The organism is endosymbiont of Acanthamoeba sp. UWC8 (assembly GCF_000730245.1).
Classification (GTDB): Bacteria; Pseudomonadota; Alphaproteobacteria; order Rickettsiales; family Midichloriaceae; genus Jidaibacter.
Genome location: NZ_CP004403.1, coordinates 1,232,919 through 1,249,607, shown reverse-complemented (window position 1 = coordinate 1,249,607; position 16,689 = coordinate 1,232,919). Strand labels below are relative to the sequence as shown.

Sequence of the window (16,689 nt, the reverse complement as noted above, 5' to 3'; positions counted from 1 at the left end):
ACTCCTAAAATTTATTAATGTAAGTTAATGGCATCATTTAAGTACACGCAGCTTAAAATTGTAAAAATATATGCTTGTAGTACAGCGACGAATATTTCAAATCCTTGCATTATTGTCAAGAACGCAAATGGAAAAATTCCTAAAGTAAGCCCACCCATAATAGTAAAGGAGGCAAGGAGTTTCATTACAATGTGCCCAGCGGTCATATTTGCTGCAAGTCTCACGGCTAAGCTAACCGGCCTTGAAAGGTAGGAGAAAAGTTCAATTAATATCATAAGCGGGGCAAGTAAAGAAGGGGTTCCTTCGGGTAAAAATAATGAAAAATAATGGAACCCGTGTCTTATAAAACCTAAGATAGTTATAGCTATGAATATGCTGGCAGCTATTGCAAAGGTTACGATAATATGACTGGTAATTGTAAAGCTATAAGGAATCATCCCCAGTAAATTACAGAAGAGCACAAATATAAAGGTAGTAAAAATAATCGGCATATATTTTTTGCCTTCCGAGCCGGTAGTGCCTTCTATAATGCCGTCAACGAGCTCATATAGCATTTCTGCCGAAGTTTGTAAGCGGCCGGGAATGAGCGCTTTCTTTCTTATGCTTAAGCTTAAAAAGAGTACACAAGTTATTAGGGTGATTAACATTAAAAGGGCTGAGTTATTAAATGATACGTTTATTCCAAAAAGTTCTAAGTGAAATAGTTCCTGAATTTTAAACTGTTCTAATGGGCTATGCATTATTTTCTCAATTATTTTTTATTAATTTCAAATTTTTTAAAATGCTTATAAAAATTATAGAAACCGCCGGCAGTGCCTAATATAGTGAATATAAACAATGTCAGAGGCAAAGTTCCTAAGGATTTATCAATGAAATATCCTAGCGATGCTCCAACAATCAAGCCCGAAAAAAGGTCAACCAATAATCGTGAATAATCAAATCTCTCAGGATTATTTGAGCTATCCTCTTTTTGTTTTATTTGCTTGATTTTATCCTCTAATTCTTTCAATACCGGTACCGAGAGTATCTATAGCCGTATAACAATATTAAGTTATATTAAAAAGTCAACAATGATCATATTTTTAGTTATATATACCTATTATATTTTAAGTTAGTTAAGATGAAAATACTCCTTTTGCTGCTTGGGTGCTGGGTTTGTCAGGTTTTGGGTAGCCTTTGCATTCTTTTGATCTTAGTTTTTATTTAATAAAACTTTAACTTATAAATAATTGATTTATCAGTGTTTTGTTCGTAAAATTACTTCAATATAACATTAATTATTGAAAGTAAATAAGATGATCTCATGTTTAAATAAAAGCACTATAACCAGAGAATTTTTAGCCAGAGCTATAAAAAGGGAAAGTGGAATTAATATAACTAAATCTTCTGAGATGGTTGATCAGCTGATTAATTTTTTGATTTCCAGAATTTGTGAAGACTATGAAATTAAAATCAGGCTTTTCGGATCTTTTATTTCTAAATCTAAAAAAGAAAGATTGGGGCGTAACCCTAAAACTATGGAAGAGGCAACCATCCCGGCTAGGAAAGTTGTGAAATTTAAAGTTGCACCTAAGCTAAAAAAGAGGATAAATGACAATATACATTTAATCTCATAAAAAATATAAATGCTTATTGATACACATTGCCACCTGGATTTTAATGAATTTAAAGCTGATTTTGAAGATGTAATTAAGCGTGCAAAATTAGCAGGTGTTATTGCAATGCAGACTATTTGTACGAACCTTGACCAGTGGGAAGAAATTCATAAGCTAACCAAAAATGACTTTCCTATTTTTTGCTCAGTCGGCACACATCCTTTGAATATTAAGGATACTAGGATTTATAAAGCAAATGAAATTGCAGATATATGCAATAACAGCAAAGTAATTGGAATCGGCGAAACCGGCCTTGATTACTATTATGATACCGAGCATAAGGCTTTGCAGCATGAATCATTTGTTGAGCATATATTAGCGGCACAAGAAACCGGATTGCCTCTTATTATACATACTAGAAATGCTGATTCGGATACTATAAATATTTTAAGAGAATACAAAAAGCAAAAAGACTTTAGTGCAGTTTTACATTGCTTTACTTCCTCAGAGAAGCTTGCCATGGAAAGCTTAGAGCTAGGATTTTATATTTCTGCTTCAGGAATTGTCACTTTTAAAAATGCGCACGATTTGCATTCATTGTTTAAAAAGATTCCGCTGGAAAAGCTTTTAGTTGAAACCGATGCACCTTATCTCGCGCCGACACCTCTAAGGGGTAAAAGAAACGAGCCTAGCTTTGTTAAGCATACAGCAGAATTTTTAGCTGATTTAAGGGGGGAGAATTTTGAGCATTTCTGCCAAGAGACTACACAAAATTTTTTCAAGCTGTTTAACAAGGCTAAATTAAATTGAAGCTGAGGTGAGATATGAAGTTTACGATTTTAGGATGCGGTGGTTCAAATGGTGTGCCTGAAGTCGGATGTGAATGCGTAGTCTGCAAATCAGAAAATCCTAAAAATAACCGCACGCGCGTATCAATATTAGTGGAATCAGACAATACAAAAATCTTAATAGATACTTCCACTGATTTAAGGCAGCAGGCACTGAATAATAAAATAAAGCACGTTGATGCTGTTTTATACACTCATGATCATGCGGATCATGTCGCAGGAATTGATGATATAAAATTATTAAGTAAAGATAAAAAGCCTATCCCTGCATATATGGATGAAAGGACACATACTTTTTTAATGCAGAGATTCCCCTATATATTTAGACAATTCAGCCCACTTTATCCTCCTCGCTTAACTCCGAATATTATAAAAACAGATGAAAATTTTATGGTTGGAGATATAAGGGTGCAAAGCTTGCCTCAAATTCATGGCGGTATACATTCCTTAGGCTTTAAATTCGGGAAACTCACATATTCTACTGATCTTAACAAAATACCTGAATTGAGTTACAAATTATTGGAAGGTACAGAGGTGTGGATTTTAGATTGCATGCGTTATTATTGGATGCCTTCACATGCTTATCTGGAGCTTATATTGAATTGGGTAGCGAGAGTAAACCCGAAGCTTACCGTTCTGACGCATATGGCGCATACCATGGAATATGATGAATTGAAGCGAATATTGCCTAAACATATAATTCCTGCATACGACGGTATGGTAATTGATTTGTAAATATTTGTTGTTAGCAATGATTCTTTCTTTTATCATAAGCATTAATAAAAGCTTGCAAAAATAAATATTTCTCTTAATATGCACCTTCTAAGAATTATTTATAAAAAGCATATTTGCTCAAGGAGTACGAGATAAAAATGACAAAAATGGCGTTTTACGATTCAATTTTTATATTAAGGCAGGATATTTCCGAGGCTGATGTTCACAAAATTGCTGGCAAGTTTATTGATATTGCTACAAACTTAGGCGCTACTCTTATAAAGAAAGAATATTGGAGAGTAAGGCAGCTTGCATACATTGTGAAAAAAAATAAAAAAGGTCATTACGTTTATCTCGGGTTGTCAGCTTCTTCGGATGTAATTAAGGAATTAGAACGAAATTATAAAATTGATGAAAATGTTATAATGTTCTCTAATATTAAAGTTGATAAAATTGACGATGCACCGACGCCTATGATGCAAGCTCCTTCTGATATCGGTAGCTTTGGTGAAGCGGCCGAAGTATAAATTTAAATAAAAAAGGTTTGTATGTCTGAAAATAATATTATTTCAAATTCAGTGCTTTTTAATAGAAAGCAATATAGTAAAAAAGGTTCGCGTTGCCCATTAAGCGGTAAAGATGCACCAGAAATTGATTACAAAAACATTCAGTTGCTTAAAAAATTTATTTCAGAAAAGGGTAGGATTTTACCAAGTAGGATTTCTTCAGTTTCTGCTAAAAAGCAAAGAGAATTAAAGAATGCGATTAAAAGAGCAAGAAATATCGCATTATTACCATTCACAACCATTTAAGTTCAGAGATAAAACATGCAAGTTATTTTAATTGAATCAGTAGATAAGCTTGGAAAAATAGGGGAAATAGTAAACGTTGCTGATGGTTTCGGCAGAAATTATCTCCTTCCACGCAAAAAAGCAATCAGAGCTACAAAAGATAATATTGCCTACGTTGAACAGCAAAGAGCAACTATTGAAGCAGAGAACTTAAAGAAACAGGAAGCTGCTGAAGAATTATCTCAAAAGCTTGTCGGGGTTGGGGTAGTTATTGTTAGGCAAGCTGCGGAAGACGGAAGGCTATATGGTTCTGTTACTGCCAGAGACATAGTTAATGCAGTAAAAGTTGTATCGGAAATTGTGATTTCGCCGGATAGTGTCGTAATTACTTCTAAGTTTAAAGAAATTGGAGTTTATGAGGTTACCTTAAATCTTCATGCAGAAGTAAAAGCTAAAATTGCTCTTAGTATTGCAAGAACTGAGCAAGAAGGAAAAGCAAGTTTACAAGCTTCTACTATTCAAGTCGCAAGCTAAGCTTACACTCTTATATAAAGCTTTTTACTAAAGCTATATAACAAGTCAATTTTTAAAACCTCTTAAAGGTAAACTTTAGGAGGTTTTTTATTAAAAGAATATAGATAATATTTTTGTGATAGCTAATGTTGTATATTTTTATTTAATGCGAGCAAGGCACCTATAGTCGAAATAAAAATATTCATTTATGAATTGCCACGCGAACACAAAATATAGAATAGTTCTTAATTGAAGTTTAGATGAGACAACTAGAGAACACAGCATTTTTTCCGAGCTTCCGACCTTTTTTCAAAAAGGTTAAAGATTTTAAAGAATTTTAGTTATTGAAAAATTATTTTTCTAAAGTGAAAATGATAAGTACTGTTATAAATAAACAAACAATAACCGATCACATTATATATGCCATTTCAAATATCATTCCACTAGACACACTTAGGCAAGCTCATATTGAGAATACCTTCAGGCGGATTAAAAACGTAGTGTCTAATATCTCAAACCTTAAAACCTAACATACCTAATAAGCATACTGTTTATTATTTTGCTTTGTTTGATGAGAAAAATTCTAAACTTCTTCTTATTAATCATAAGTAAAGCACAATTTTGGCTCACACATAGAGGGTATTTTTAAAATCAATGAAGACTACCAAAGAAATTGTCAAGCATGGGTGGTCTAGAAGAACTAAATTTAAAATGAGTTTAGTGGAGTTCAACAATGGTTTGAGTTTAATGAAATCCCCAATGCATAATCTGATCCTCACCTATAGAGATTTATTAGGGAGTTACAAAAAATTATGTGAATAGTTGCTTTTTGAACTATAACCAACCTTTCTTTTTAAAATAATAATAAGGGGCAATAGCAGAAATGATTATAAATAAAATTGCTATCGGGTAGCCATAGGTCCAATCCAATTCAGGCATATTATGAAAATTCATACCATAAATACTTGCAATTAAGGTTGGCGGCATAAATACGGCAGCTGCAACTGTGAATACTTTAATTATCGAATTTTGTTCAACGCTAAGCATTCCGAGTGTAGCATCCAGTAAAAAGCTTATTCTTTGTGAAAGGAAATTAGCATACTCGGTAAGGGATATAACCTCTCTGGTAATAGTTTTAAACTTAGCACGCGTTTCTTTCCGGCTCGGATTCTTTAAAGTATCAATCTGACTATAAAAAATAAGCATACGATTAATACTAAGTAAGCTTTCACGATTCTTAGAAATTACGTTACCGGTGCGCCCGACTTTCTTTATAACATTGTTATAATAAAATTTAGAATTATCTTTAATTTGATTATTACCCTTTACTACTTTCTTTTCAAAAATACTTTTTAAAATACTATCAAGCTCATTTCCGGATTTTTCAAGCGCATCTGCTATTCTATCAATTAATGAATCAATTAATCCTTCAAGAACAATTTCAGGAGAAGAACAAATCTCAGGTTGCCTCATTGCGCGTGCGGCAAAATTATTAAACGGTCGTGGCCTATGATATCTTAGAGTAACTAAATAATTCGGAGTTATAATAAATGTGATGGCCGTAGCATCGGGATATTCGGATTCAGCTTTGTGAAGAGCAGTCACGGTCATATAATAAGCATCTCCCTCTTTATAAAAAGGACTCATTACCTCAAATTTATTCATCTCCTCACGAGTCGGAGCATCAATATTTAATGATTTCTCAATAAATTTTTCTTCTTCAATAGTAGGTTCTAAAAGATCAAGCCAAACACAACCTACAGGTATAGTGTTGCCCGGTTCTAATTCTACTTTATTCAATGTGTTATTAATATTTATATATGCGATAATCATGACTACACTCTTGACAACTATGCTTGTTTAGTAAAGTCTTAAATAAGAATATATTTTTAAATGAAAAAACGAGCAAAGCAACATTTTTAAATAGTAAATGTGTTTGGGGGGAGAAAAAATGCTTTTAATAGTAGGGATAATAATCATACTCGGAGCGGTATTCGGCGGATATGCTTTGCATGGCGGTAGTATAGGAGTTATTCTTGAGGCATTACCGTTTGAGATGTTAGTAATCGGTGGCGCTGCAGTCGGTGCAACAATTGTAGGCAATAAAACCAGCACTTTAAAAAAATGTTTATCCGATGTTGTTAAGTGCTTTAAAGGTACTAAATGGTCTAAGAAAGATTACCAAGATCTTTTATGCTTACTCTTTTTGATTACAAAAACAATTAAAACTAAAGGAATATTAGTAATTGAAGAGCATATTGAAAAGCCGAGTGAGAGCTCTATATTTAGTCAATTTCCTAAAATATTAGCTGATAAGTTTGTTATCAGTTTTATATGTGATACTTTAAGGATAGTCACCATGAGTCTTGAAGACCCCTACCAAATTGAAGATAACATGCAAAGGCAATTGGATAAATATGCTCATGAGGTTACGGCGGGTTCAGATGCATTACAAACCATGTCAGACGCGTTGCCGGCGATCGGAATCGTAGCTGCGGTACTTGGGGTTATAAAAACTATGGCTTCTATTGATCAACCGCCTTCTGTGCTCGGGATGATGATCGGTAGTGCGTTGGTCGGAACATTTTTAGGAGTGTTTTTAGCTTATTGTATTGTCGGCCCTATGTCGAATAAAGCTAAGGCAATTCATATGCAGGATCTGCAATTTTTATTTATTATCAGAGATACAATTATTGCACATCTAAAGGGGAATGCCCCACAAATTTCGGTAGAGATCGGCAGAGGTAACGTGCCTGGGGTTTATCAGCCGACATTTTTTGAACTTGAAGAAGCAATGAAAGATTTAAAAGTGGAAAATAAAGAAGCTGCACCTCAATCAGATTGATATAATAGTTTAATTGGTGTACAAAAAATATTAGGTTATAAAAATCATACATCTACAAATGTTGCAGGAAAAAGATCGCATATTTACCAACCTTTACGGAGAGTCCTCCTTTACTTTAAAAGAAGCTAAAAAAAGAGGCGATTGGGATAATACCAAGAAAATTTTACAGAGTACCCCGGAGCAAATTATTGATGAAGTTAAACTCTCAGGGCTCAGAGGGAGAGGTGGTGCAGGTTTCTCCACGGGAGTAAAATGGTCTTTTATGCCTAAGTCTACTCCGGACGGCAGGCCTTCTTATCTGGTGGTTAATGCTGATGAAAGTGAGCCGGGAACCTGCAAGGATAGAGATATTATACGTAATGAACCTCATAAGTTGATTGAGGGTTGTTTAATATCAGGCTTTGCAATTAGAGCTAAAGCTGCATTTATCTATATTCGTGGTGAGTATTATAATGAAGCGGTAGTTTTGCAGCAAGCTATAGATGAGGCGTATGAAGCCGGGTTAATCGGCAAAAATGCTTGCGGTATAGGGTATGACTTTGATGTTATTTTACATAGAGGAGCGGGAGCTTATATATGTGGTGAAGAAACTGCATTACTTAATAGCTTAGAGGGAAGAAAGGGGATGCCGAGGCTTAAGCCTCCTTCATTCCCCGCAGCGGTCGGTTTATACGGGTGCCCGAGCACGGTAAATAACGTTGAAACCATTGCCGTGGTTCCGACTATTTTGAGAAGAGGTGCTTCATGGTTTACTTCGATAGGAAAGCCCAATAATGCAGGCACTAAAGTATTTTGTATTTCAGGCCATGTAAATAAGCCGTGTAATGTTGAAGAAGCTATGTCAATACCGCTTAAAGAATTGATAGAAAAGCATGCTGGCGGAGTAAGAGGCGGATGGGATAATCTGCTTGCAATAATTCCGGGCGGGTCATCGGTTCCGCTGCTGCCAAAAAATATTTGTGATGAAGTGTTAATGGATTTTGACAGTTTGAGAGCGGTAAATAGCGGGCTTGGAACTGCGGCCGTAATAGTAATGGATAAATCAACCGATATAATCGCGGCAATTGCCAGGTTATCGAAGTTTTATATGCATGAATCATGCGGGCAATGTACGCCTTGTCGCGAAGGAACCGGATGGCTTTATAGAATTATGAAAAGGTTTGTTAAGGGTGAAGCTGATATTGAAGAAATAGACAAATTATTTGATTTAACCAAGCAGATTGAAGGTCATACGATTTGTGCACTTGGGGATGCCGCTGCTTGGCCGATTCAGGGATTGATCAGACATTTCAGAGGCGAAATTGAAGATAGAATTAATAAGTATAAAAAAGCACATAAGAAAGTAGCATAGATTCCTCATAAAAATGACTAAAAAGAAAAAGCCATATAAAAAGAAAGCCTCCGGCAAAAAGAGTATTAGAAAAAGAGCTGTAGTTCTTCTTTTAAAAGTGGGCTTTGTTATTTCTCTAATATGTGCTTCTTTGACTTTTTTAATAATTGCCTACTATTCTTCGGATTTGCCTAATATAGCGCAAGTTTATGAATTTAAAAAACAGCCGAGTTTTACGGTATTGGATAGAAATGGCCGGATTTTAGCTAACTACGGAGATTTGCAGGGAAGGGATTTAAAATTCGAGCAAATCCCAAAAACATTAATTCAAGCTGTGGTAGCAATCGAAGACAGAAGGTTTTTTGATCATAATGGGGTAGATATTTGGGGAATAATACGTGCAGTTTATAGAAATAAGAAGGCCGGAAAAGTTGTACAAGGAGGAAGCACCATTACCCAGCAGCTAGCAAAAATTGCTTTTCTAACCCCTGAAAAAACTTTTAAACGTAAAATCCAGGAAGCGTTGATTGCAATTAAGCTGGAAAAAAAATATAGCAAGAAAGAGATAATACGTATTTACCTGAACAGGGTTTATTTAGGTAAAGGAAACTTCGGGGTTGATGCGGCAGCAAAATTTTATTTTGGTAAATATATAGAAAAAGTCAGTTTGTATGAAGCTGCGATATTGGCCGGTATGCTTAAAGCGCCGAGCAAATACGCGCCTGCTAATAACCATGAGCTATCAATAAAACGTGCAAAACAAGTATTATCCGCTATGGAAGAAGAAAATTATATTACTCATACGGATATAAAGAAAGCTATTCCTCCTTTAATTATGGAGCGAGGTAATTCCAGAGGTGCTTTACAAAATCCTTATTTCTCCGATTATGTGATTGAACAGTTACCTCTCTATATTACTGCTAATAATCAGGATATAAAAATCTATACAACTTTAGATTTAAATTTACAAAAAAAGCTGGAAGAAACAATATTGGAAAATATGAAAAATGCTAAAAGCAAATTCAATGCTTCCGAAGCTGCAGCAGTAGCCATAAATAGGCGAGGGGAGATTGTTGCCTTGGTTGGCGGAGTCTCATATAACAAAAGCCAATTCAACCGAGCTACAAGTGCTAAAAGGCAACCCGGTTCGGCATTTAAGCTTTTTGTTTATCTTACGGCTTTAGAAAACGGGTATAGTAAAGAAAGCATAGTAATTGATTCACCAATTAAAATAAATAAATGGTCGCCGAGAAATTTTAACCGGCAATACTTAGGTGAAGTTGTTTTAGAAGAAGCCTTTGCTAAATCTATTAATACGGTTGCGGTAAAATTGTCAGAGAATTTGGGTAGAGAAAAAGTTATAAATACCGCAAGCAAGCTCGGTATAAAAGATAAGATGAAAAACCTACCGAGTATCGCTTTGGGCTCGGAAGTAACTTCTTTGCTTGATCTATCAGGCTCATATTCGGTAGTAGCAAACGGGGGATATAACATTAAACCCTATGCAGTACTAAAGATTACTGATAGAAGCGGAAAAATCTTATATTTAAATAAAAATAATTCATATAAAAAAGTTATATCAGACTCAGCTAATCAGCAAATTAAACATATGCTTGCTAAAGTAATTCAAAACGGAACCGGTAAAAAAGCTCATCTGGCAGGAACTGAAGTATTCGGTAAAACCGGTACTACGCAAGATTATCGGGACGCATGCTTTATCGGATTTACCGATTATCTGACGGTTGGCGTGTGGGTAGGTAATGATGATAATACCTCCATGAAAAGAGTGATGGGCGGGGGACTGCCTGCTGAGATCTGGAGAGGCTTTATGAAAAAAAATGTAGAAAAAAGTCATGGAACTATTTGGAAAAAAGTTGAGAATACCGGTAATGAAAAGAAATCAAATTCTATAATGAACTTCTTATCTTCAGTATTTAGTAAAAAGGAGAAGGGAGAAACCATAGATAGCATAATTGAAAAAAATACGAAAAAATAATGCAAGTTATAGTAAATAGTTTAGAAGAGCTGGATAAGTTTGCTGCAAAGATTGCTCAAAAATTGGAAGCCGGAATGGCGGTTTGCTTAAAGGGCGATTTGGGAGCCGGAAAAACTACTCTATCAAGAAGCTTAATAAGACATATCGTTCAAAATCAAACTTTAGAAATTACTAGCCCTACTTTTAATTTAGTACACTTATATAACGCTCCAAATTTTAAAATTTGGCATTTTGACTTATATAGATTGAAAACGGCGGAAGAAGTATATGAACTTGGTATCGAAGATGCTTTTAATGAGCTGGCAATTATTGAATGGCCGGAAATTATAGAAGAGATATTACCAAAAAATAAAATTGAAATATTTATTGAGTTTGCTGAAAATGAAAATTCACGAAAAATTACCGTGAATAATTAGTTTATTTATCTGCTTATGAGCTTGTCTGTTTTTATAATCTTCATAAAAGAGAAAACTTATTATATAATATAGCACTGCAACATGTATTGCCTGCCTTGTAAAGATAATAAAAACCCCGTATATTCAAATATATAGATAAATAAAACCATAAGAGAATGGACAATAACAAAATTGCTATTTATCCGGGCACATTTGACCCTGTAACTTTAGGGCATTTGGATATTATTGCAAGATCAGCCAAAGTTTTTGAAGGTGTAATAGTCGCTGTTGCACAGGATAGCAAAAAAATTACTCATTTCTCATTTGAAGAAAGGGTGGATATGTTGAATTATGAGCTAAAGAGGCTGAAACTTGAGAATGTCAAGGCTAAAGCATTCAAAGGTTTATTAGTTGATTTTATTAAGGCTGAGGGAGCAAGGATTATAGTTCGCGGGCTAAGAGCCTTGGCTGATTTTGAATATGAGTTTCAAATGTCCTATATAAACCATAAATTATCGCCTGATATTGAAACAGTTTTCTTACCTGCTACCGAAAACGGCCATTTTATTTCATCAAGCTTTGTAAATGAGATAGCAAGGCTGGGAGGCAACCTTAAGGGTTTCGTATCAGAGGAAATAGCAGCTAAAATTAAAGAACGTTACAGTAAGAAATGAAAAGACTCTTAATTATTTGCTTATTAGCCGGTTTGCTGCCCCTGAATGTGTTGGCAAGAGAGGTCGGAAAAGAAACCGGTTTACCGCTGCCGCGTTTTGTGGTTTTGAAGTCGAATAAATCTAATTTAAGAAACGGTGCAGGGATAAAGAATGCCATCAAATGGACGTATTTGAAAAAAGGATATCCGATGGAAGTAGTGGCTGAGTTTGAAAATTGGAGAAAACTAAAAGATATTGATGGAACAGAAGGCTGGATTAACGAGAATTTAATTACCGGTCGTAGAAACGTGGTCATTATAGGAAATAAATTTGAATTAAACTTGGATAAATATAAGCTAAAGCAACAAGAAATGATTTTACTTAGATATCCGGATGAGAACTCACATCCTATTGTAAAAGTTGAATTTGGGGTAATTGGGAATATTAAGAAATGTGATAGAGAATGGTGTAAAATTAAAATTGAAGAATATACAGGCTGGATTAAAAAAATTAATCTTTGGGGAGTCTACCAAGAAGAAATTATAGGATGATTGTTATGCAAAAAATATATTTGGGTGCGGATCACGCAGGGTTTAGCTTAAAAGAGAAGATAGCTGAACATCTTAGTGGCAAAACATATAAGCTAATTGATTTGGGTACTAATAGTAATCAATCCGTAGATTACCCTGACTTTGCCAAAATGTTGAGCGATAATGTTGCCGCCTGTGAGGGAGGAATCGGAATATTAGTTTGTGGAAGCGGAATAGGTATGTCGATTGCTGCCAATCGAAACCCAAAAATAAGAGCTGCACTATGCCATAATGCTTCATATGTAAAACTTGCTCGTGAGCACAATGATGCTAATGTTTTGGTGCTTGGAGCTAGGTTTTTACAGGAAAAGGATGTACTTGAAATGGTAGATGTTTTTCTTTCCACGGAATTTTTACAGGGCAGGCATAAAGAAAGAGTGCAAAAACTAATAGATCTTTGATTGTCTTTTAAAGAAATATTATTAAACTCACAAAAAATAATTTAGTGAGGCTGATATGCCTAAAGATTTATCCCTTAATTTTCTTAATAATTTTTTCAAACAACCATTAGAGAGTTGCGATCCAGAGATTGCTTCATTTATTAATAAAGAACTTAAAAGGCAACAAGATTCAATTGAACTTATTGCTTCAGAAAATATTGTTAGCCGTGCAGTATTAGAGGCACAAGGTTCAATACTCACAAATAAATATGCCGAAGGCTATCCGGGAAGACGTTACTATGGCGGCTGTGAATTTGTCGATGAGATTGAAAAGCTAGCTATTGAAAGAGCTAAAAAATTATTTGATGTAGAGTTCGCAAACGTGCAACCGCATTCAGGTTCTCAAGCTAACCAGGCCGTGTTTTGTGCACTATTGGAGCCAAAAGATAAAATACTGGGATTATCTTTAGATTCCGGAGGACATTTAACGCATGGATCAAAAGTAAATATTTCCGGAAAATGGTTTGAATCTTATTTTTATGATGTAGTGAAAGAGACGGGCTACATAGATTACGACAAAATGTTAGACTTGGCAAAGGAGCATAAACCCAAATTAATTATTGCAGGTTGCTCCGCTTATCCAAGATTTATTGATTTTAAAAAATGTCGAGAGATTGCTGATAAAGTAAATGCATACTTATTAGTTGATATGGCGCATTTTGCCGGTCAAGTAGCAGCAGACCTCTATACAAATCCGGCTGAATTTGCCCATATTGTAACCACCACAACCCATAAAACTTTAAGAGGACCTCGAGGCGGGCTAATCTTAACTAATTATGAAGAAATCGCTAAAAAAATTAATTCGGCAGTTTTTCCTGGAATTCAAGGAGGGCCTCTTATGCATGTAATTGCTGCGAAAGCAGTGGCTTTCGGGGAAGCATTAAAACCTGAGTATAAGAATTATATGCAAAACGTTGTAGATAATGCAGAAACACTTGCAGAAATATTAGTTGAAAGAGAATATTCTATTTTTACCGGGGGTACTGATTGCCATCTATTATTAGTTGATTTGAGACCGCAAAAACTTACCGGTAAAGCGGCTGATGCCAGTTTGGAACGGGCGCATCTTACCTGCAATAAAAACTCAATCCCTTTTGATACTGAAAAACCTACCATTACTTCCGGAATAAGGCTAGGTACCCCTGCAGGCACTACCAGAGGATTCGGTAAAATTGAATTTAAAGAGATAGGTAACATGATTGCAGACGTGCTTGACGGGTTAAAAAGCAACCCTGAAGATAATTCTGATATAGAGCAAAAAACAAGGATCCGAGTTAAAAATTTATGTGAAAGATTCCCGATTTACTAAAATATTAAATAAATAAATTTAATATTAGCCGGGATTTTGTTATAAATAGATTCATTTGAGATTGAGGCAGCAATTAATGGAATATTTTTTATTAGAGAATAGAGAAGTAATTGCTATTTCAGGCACTGACAGGGGAAAGTTTTTACAAGGTATTATTTCCAATGATATCGGTAAGATTAACCTTGATTCTTATATTTATGCTTTGATGCTAACACCGCAAGGTAAGCTTTTATATGATTTTTTTATAATTGAAAGAGATAATAGCTATTTACTTGATTGCCCGAAACCTTTTGTTGAAGAAATTGTAAAGAAATTTAATGTTTATAAATTACGATCGGATATTAATATAAGTCGGCTAATTGACCATAAAATTTATGCCAGCTTTTCTAAGCTTAACAATCTTTTTTTACAGGATCCGAGGAATGCGGAATTAGGTTTTAGGGCAATTATTAATCCTTCCATTTCGCTTATCGGCGCTCCTCTGGATATTAGGAAGTATGACTTAAAAAGAATGGAGCTACTAATCCCAGACATGGTTAGTGATCTTGACTCAGGTACTTATTTCCCTTTGGAATTACATTTAGATGAATTAAATGCAATTGATTATAAAAAAGGCTGCTATGTCGGGCAGGAAGTGACAGCTAGAACTCATTATAGAGGAGTAGTAAGAAAGAACATATATAGAATTGAGGTTATTGATGGGGAGCAATTGGAGCCTAAAACAAATATATATTTAGGAGAGAAAAAAGTTGGCCAAACTTTAGGCTTTGTTGGAAGCCAAGGACTGGGGTTACTTAGAACTGAAGAAATTGAAATAGCAAAAGATCTATTATTCACAGCTAACCAGTCATATATTAGGGTTATATTTTAATAACCCATTAGGGAAAAAACATTATTATTAATGCTGCCGGCAATCTTTTGTTAATTACTAAAATTTTTATGATTCAGAGTCTACCGGTACAGGTGGTATGTTTTTTATATATCACTTTTTTTATTTGGTAAATTTATATAACTGCTTTTATTGTTGCTTTAATACTATGACCTTAGAGTTAGGCTTGGGGTACAAACTTTACATATTTTACTTAATTTTTTTATAGTTAAATAATAACAAATAAATATTTTAATCCAGAAGAGCCATTAGTTGCCGTTATTAAAGATTTATTATTAGTAAATTAATGCAAATAACTCTTAAGTATTTTAAAAATAAAGAAAAAAGATTGCTTAATTTTATTACTATTGACTATTTCACTTCCTCAACCTAAAGTTTGGTTAGTGTATTTGGAGGTTTGTATATGGATAAAGTAAGTATAAGAACTATTAAGATCTATGGTAAAGATGAGAAAGAGTTCATTACTGATTGGTTGGAAGGCCTCGAAGATATAAAAGCCAGAATTAAAATTTTAAGAAAATTGGATCGGGTAAAATTCAAAAAGTGTAAAGATCTTAAAGATTTGGGTAACGGGCTATTTGAGCTTAAAATAAATTATGGAGAAGGGTATTATATCTATTATACCAACTTAGAAAATGATACTATTTTGCTACTTTACGGCGGAGAGTTATCCAGGAAAGAAAGTATTATTGAGCAAGCTAAGGAATATATGGCTGAGCACACTAAAAGGAAAGGTTATAGTTATTATCGCGAATATGATGAGCTTTTATTGGAAAGGCTTATGTTGGAAAAGGAAGCACAGCAGCATCTGGAAACGGCACTTGAAGAGTTTATTGAAGATAGGGATAAGGCAATTTTTCTGCGCGCTTTAAGGGAGGTAGCCGTAGTGCATGGGGGAATAGCGGAATTATCTGAGAAAACTAAACTTAATAGGCAAAGCTTACATAAAGCATTATGTCCCACTGCAAATCCGAAGCTGGACATTATTGGAGCTATAATAAAAGGTTTAGGGTTTAAAATTAGAATAGAAGCTGATACTTAAACTTATAAGTAGGAAGGTAATTAATTTATATACAAAAAATTTAGACTTATACTTTATAGCTATTTACTTATTTTTATACCTTAAAAAATTGTTAAGTTGAAAGAATAAAGTAGCTTAACAACTTTTAAGGTCAAAGAAATAACAATAATTATATATTATAAATATTATAACTTAGCAAAGTTCTTTAAGTTTTACTAAAATATTATCCACTATATAATGCGCATCCGCATTTCCGCTATTTATTTTAATATCTGCTTGCTCAAGAAGAGGGTATTGTTGTTCAATAAGGCTTTCAAGCACTTCCAGTTTATTCTCGCCGTTTAATCCGGGTCTCGTATTTCTTCGCGAGATTCTTTCGTAGATGGTATCTATATCTGAATAAAGCCAAATAGAAATTGCCTTCTCTTTAATTAGATTTCTTACTTCTTCATTGGCGAAGCTTCCTCCTCCGGTAGAAAGAATGATAGTTCCGTATCTTAATACTTCCTTTATTATACTTTCTTCCTGTTTTTTAAAGTATTCTTCACCGCGGTAATCATAAATATCAACTATTTTTAATCCTTCGCGTTCTTCAATTACTTGATCACTATCATAAAATTGCATATGTAGCTTTTTAGCCAGCTTTTTACCGATAGTGCTTTTACCACTTCCCATTATGCCGACTAATACAATAGGTTTTGTCACTTTTATTCTCATGTGCTTCCAATGCCCCTTGAATTTCTATTAAAATTTTTAAGCA

20 protein-coding genes are annotated in these 16,689 nt (G+C 34.4%); 16 read left to right on the top strand and 4 right to left on the bottom strand.

What is annotated here, in order from left to right; all coding sequences use genetic code 11:
• Positions 1-14: 14 nt before the first annotated feature.
• Entirely contained in the window at positions 15-743 is a 729-nt protein-coding gene (locus I862_RS06065) for a F0F1 ATP synthase subunit A (protein ID WP_038540105.1), read from the bottom strand.
• A gap of 8 nt (positions 744-751) precedes the next feature.
• On the bottom strand, positions 752-1,009 hold the full coding sequence (locus tag I862_RS06060) for an AtpZ/AtpI family protein (RefSeq protein WP_052646506.1): 258 nt from the start codon (positions 1,007-1,009) through the stop codon (positions 752-754).
• 286 nt (positions 1,010-1,295) lie between these two features.
• Between I862_RS06060 and I862_RS06055 the strand changes: the two genes are divergently transcribed.
• The 6 genes from I862_RS06055 to rplI all read left to right on the top strand — a co-directional run bounded on the left by I862_RS06055 (position 1,296) and on the right by rplI (position 4,482).
• Positions 1,296-1,616, top strand: coding sequence for an HU family DNA-binding protein (locus tag I862_RS06055; RefSeq protein ID WP_038540102.1), 321 nt, complete (start codon positions 1,296-1,298; stop codon positions 1,614-1,616).
• Between the two features lie 9 nt (positions 1,617-1,625).
• Complete coding sequence (locus I862_RS06050; protein WP_038540099.1) at positions 1,626-2,405, top strand: TatD family hydrolase; 780 nt, start codon at positions 1,626-1,628, stop codon at positions 2,403-2,405.
• A 14-nt stretch (positions 2,406-2,419) separates the two neighbouring features.
• Entirely contained in the window at positions 2,420-3,178 is a 759-nt protein-coding gene (locus tag I862_RS06045) for an MBL fold metallo-hydrolase (RefSeq protein WP_038540096.1), read from the top strand.
• Positions 3,179-3,315: 137 nt separating this feature from the next.
• Positions 3,316-3,684, top strand: a complete 369-nt coding sequence (gene rpsF, locus I862_RS06040; RefSeq protein ID WP_052646505.1) for a 30S ribosomal protein S6 — start codon at positions 3,316-3,318, stop codon at positions 3,682-3,684.
• 21 nt (positions 3,685-3,705) lie between these two features.
• The gene (rpsR, locus tag I862_RS06035) at positions 3,706-3,969 is read left to right on the top strand and encodes a 30S ribosomal protein S18 (RefSeq protein WP_052646504.1); all 264 of its coding nucleotides are present in this window, start codon (positions 3,706-3,708) and stop codon (positions 3,967-3,969) included.
• A 15-nt stretch (positions 3,970-3,984) separates the two neighbouring features.
• The gene (gene rplI / locus I862_RS06030; RefSeq protein WP_038540092.1) at positions 3,985-4,482 is read left to right on the top strand and encodes a 50S ribosomal protein L9; all 498 of its coding nucleotides are present in this window, start codon (positions 3,985-3,987) and stop codon (positions 4,480-4,482) included.
• A gap of 813 nt (positions 4,483-5,295) precedes the next feature.
• Here the strand turns inward: rplI and I862_RS06025 are convergent.
• Positions 5,296-6,294 carry a magnesium transporter CorA family protein gene (locus I862_RS06025; protein ID WP_038540089.1) on the bottom strand — a complete coding sequence of 333 codons (999 nt, stop codon included), beginning with the start codon at positions 6,292-6,294 and terminating at the stop codon, positions 5,296-5,298.
• 118 nt (positions 6,295-6,412) lie between these two features.
• Between I862_RS06025 and motA the strand changes: the two genes are divergently transcribed.
• The 10 genes from motA (at position 6,413) to I862_RS07930 (ending at position 15,950) form a co-directional block, all read left to right on the top strand.
• Positions 6,413-7,306, top strand: coding sequence for a flagellar motor stator protein MotA (motA, locus tag I862_RS06020; protein WP_038541589.1), 894 nt, complete (start codon positions 6,413-6,415; stop codon positions 7,304-7,306).
• A 58-nt stretch (positions 7,307-7,364) separates the two neighbouring features.
• Positions 7,365-8,657, top strand: a complete 1,293-nt coding sequence (gene nuoF, locus I862_RS06015) for an NADH-quinone oxidoreductase subunit NuoF (RefSeq protein WP_038540086.1) — start codon at positions 7,365-7,367, stop codon at positions 8,655-8,657.
• Between the two features lie 13 nt (positions 8,658-8,670).
• Positions 8,671-10,632: a transglycosylase domain-containing protein gene (locus tag I862_RS06010; protein ID WP_052646503.1), complete on the top strand. Its 1,962-nt coding sequence runs from the start codon at positions 8,671-8,673 to the stop codon at positions 10,630-10,632.
• Positions 10,632-11,048 carry a tRNA (adenosine(37)-N6)-threonylcarbamoyltransferase complex ATPase subunit type 1 TsaE gene (tsaE, locus tag I862_RS06005; protein ID WP_038540083.1) on the top strand — a complete coding sequence of 139 codons (417 nt, stop codon included), beginning with the start codon at positions 10,632-10,634 and terminating at the stop codon, positions 11,046-11,048. The genes I862_RS06010 and tsaE overlap by 1 nt, the downstream gene beginning before the upstream one ends.
• Positions 11,049-11,203: 155 nt before the next feature.
• Positions 11,204-11,701, top strand: coding sequence for a pantetheine-phosphate adenylyltransferase (gene coaD, locus I862_RS06000; RefSeq protein WP_038540080.1), 498 nt, complete (start codon positions 11,204-11,206; stop codon positions 11,699-11,701).
• Entirely contained in the window at positions 11,698-12,231 is a 534-nt protein-coding gene (locus tag I862_RS05995) for an SH3 domain-containing protein (RefSeq protein WP_052646502.1), read from the top strand. The genes coaD and I862_RS05995 overlap by 4 nt, the downstream gene beginning before the upstream one ends.
• Positions 12,232-12,236: 5 nt before the next feature.
• A complete protein-coding gene (gene rpiB, locus I862_RS05990) occupies positions 12,237-12,671 on the top strand; it encodes a ribose 5-phosphate isomerase B (RefSeq protein ID WP_038541579.1) in 435 nt (144 codons plus the stop codon).
• A 55-nt stretch (positions 12,672-12,726) separates the two neighbouring features.
• A complete protein-coding gene (glyA, locus tag I862_RS05985) occupies positions 12,727-14,019 on the top strand; it encodes a serine hydroxymethyltransferase (protein WP_038540076.1) in 1,293 nt (430 codons plus the stop codon).
• 76 nt (positions 14,020-14,095) lie between these two features.
• Positions 14,096-14,890 (top strand): CAF17-like 4Fe-4S cluster assembly/insertion protein YgfZ, encoded by a 795-nt coding sequence (ygfZ, locus tag I862_RS05980; RefSeq protein ID WP_038540074.1) that lies wholly within the window; start codon positions 14,096-14,098, stop codon positions 14,888-14,890.
• Positions 14,891-15,311: 421 nt separating this feature from the next.
• Positions 15,312-15,950 carry a type II toxin-antitoxin system RelE/ParE family toxin gene (locus tag I862_RS07930; protein ID WP_052646501.1) on the top strand — a complete coding sequence of 213 codons (639 nt, stop codon included), beginning with the start codon at positions 15,312-15,314 and terminating at the stop codon, positions 15,948-15,950.
• A 171-nt stretch (positions 15,951-16,121) separates the two neighbouring features.
• Here I862_RS07930 and I862_RS05970 read toward each other — a convergent pair whose 3' ends face one another.
• Entirely contained in the window at positions 16,122-16,646 is a 525-nt protein-coding gene (locus I862_RS05970) for a shikimate kinase (RefSeq protein WP_038540071.1), read from the bottom strand.
• Between the last annotated feature and the right edge of the window lie 43 nt (positions 16,647-16,689).

What these genes read in the sequence shown, in the direction of transcription:
- I862_RS06055 (WP_038540102.1), top strand. Translation starts at nt 1,296, where the DNA reads ATGATCTCATGTTTAAATAAAAGCACTATAACCAGAGAATTTTTAGCC.
- I862_RS06050 (WP_038540099.1), top strand. Translation starts at nt 1,626, where the DNA reads ATGCTTATTGATACACATTGCCACCTGGATTTTAATGAATTTAAAGCT.
- I862_RS06045 (WP_038540096.1), top strand. Translation starts at nt 2,420, where the DNA reads ATGAAGTTTACGATTTTAGGATGCGGTGGTTCAAATGGTGTGCCTGAA.
- rpsF (WP_052646505.1), top strand. Translation starts at nt 3,316, where the DNA reads ATGACAAAAATGGCGTTTTACGATTCAATTTTTATATTAAGGCAGGAT.
- rpsR (WP_052646504.1), top strand. Translation starts at nt 3,706, where the DNA reads ATGTCTGAAAATAATATTATTTCAAATTCAGTGCTTTTTAATAGAAAG.
- rplI (WP_038540092.1), top strand. Translation starts at nt 3,985, where the DNA reads ATGCAAGTTATTTTAATTGAATCAGTAGATAAGCTTGGAAAAATAGGG.
- I862_RS06025 (WP_038540089.1), bottom strand. Translation starts at nt 6,294, where the DNA reads ATGATTATCGCATATATAAATATTAATAACACATTGAATAAAGTAGAA.
- motA (WP_038541589.1), top strand. Translation starts at nt 6,413, where the DNA reads ATGCTTTTAATAGTAGGGATAATAATCATACTCGGAGCGGTATTCGGC.
- nuoF (WP_038540086.1), top strand. Translation starts at nt 7,365, where the DNA reads ATGTTGCAGGAAAAAGATCGCATATTTACCAACCTTTACGGAGAGTCC.
- I862_RS06010 (WP_052646503.1), top strand. Translation starts at nt 8,671, where the DNA reads ATGACTAAAAAGAAAAAGCCATATAAAAAGAAAGCCTCCGGCAAAAAG.
- tsaE (WP_038540083.1), top strand. Translation starts at nt 10,632, where the DNA reads ATGCAAGTTATAGTAAATAGTTTAGAAGAGCTGGATAAGTTTGCTGCA.
- coaD (WP_038540080.1), top strand. Translation starts at nt 11,204, where the DNA reads ATGGACAATAACAAAATTGCTATTTATCCGGGCACATTTGACCCTGTA.
- I862_RS05995 (WP_052646502.1), top strand. Translation starts at nt 11,698, where the DNA reads ATGAAAAGACTCTTAATTATTTGCTTATTAGCCGGTTTGCTGCCCCTG.
- rpiB (WP_038541579.1), top strand. Translation starts at nt 12,237, where the DNA reads ATGCAAAAAATATATTTGGGTGCGGATCACGCAGGGTTTAGCTTAAAA.
- glyA (WP_038540076.1), top strand. Translation starts at nt 12,727, where the DNA reads ATGCCTAAAGATTTATCCCTTAATTTTCTTAATAATTTTTTCAAACAA.
- ygfZ (WP_038540074.1), top strand. Translation starts at nt 14,096, where the DNA reads ATGGAATATTTTTTATTAGAGAATAGAGAAGTAATTGCTATTTCAGGC.
- I862_RS07930 (WP_052646501.1), top strand. Translation starts at nt 15,312, where the DNA reads ATGGATAAAGTAAGTATAAGAACTATTAAGATCTATGGTAAAGATGAG.
- I862_RS05970 (WP_038540071.1), bottom strand. Translation starts at nt 16,646, where the DNA reads ATGAGAATAAAAGTGACAAAACCTATTGTATTAGTCGGCATAATGGGA.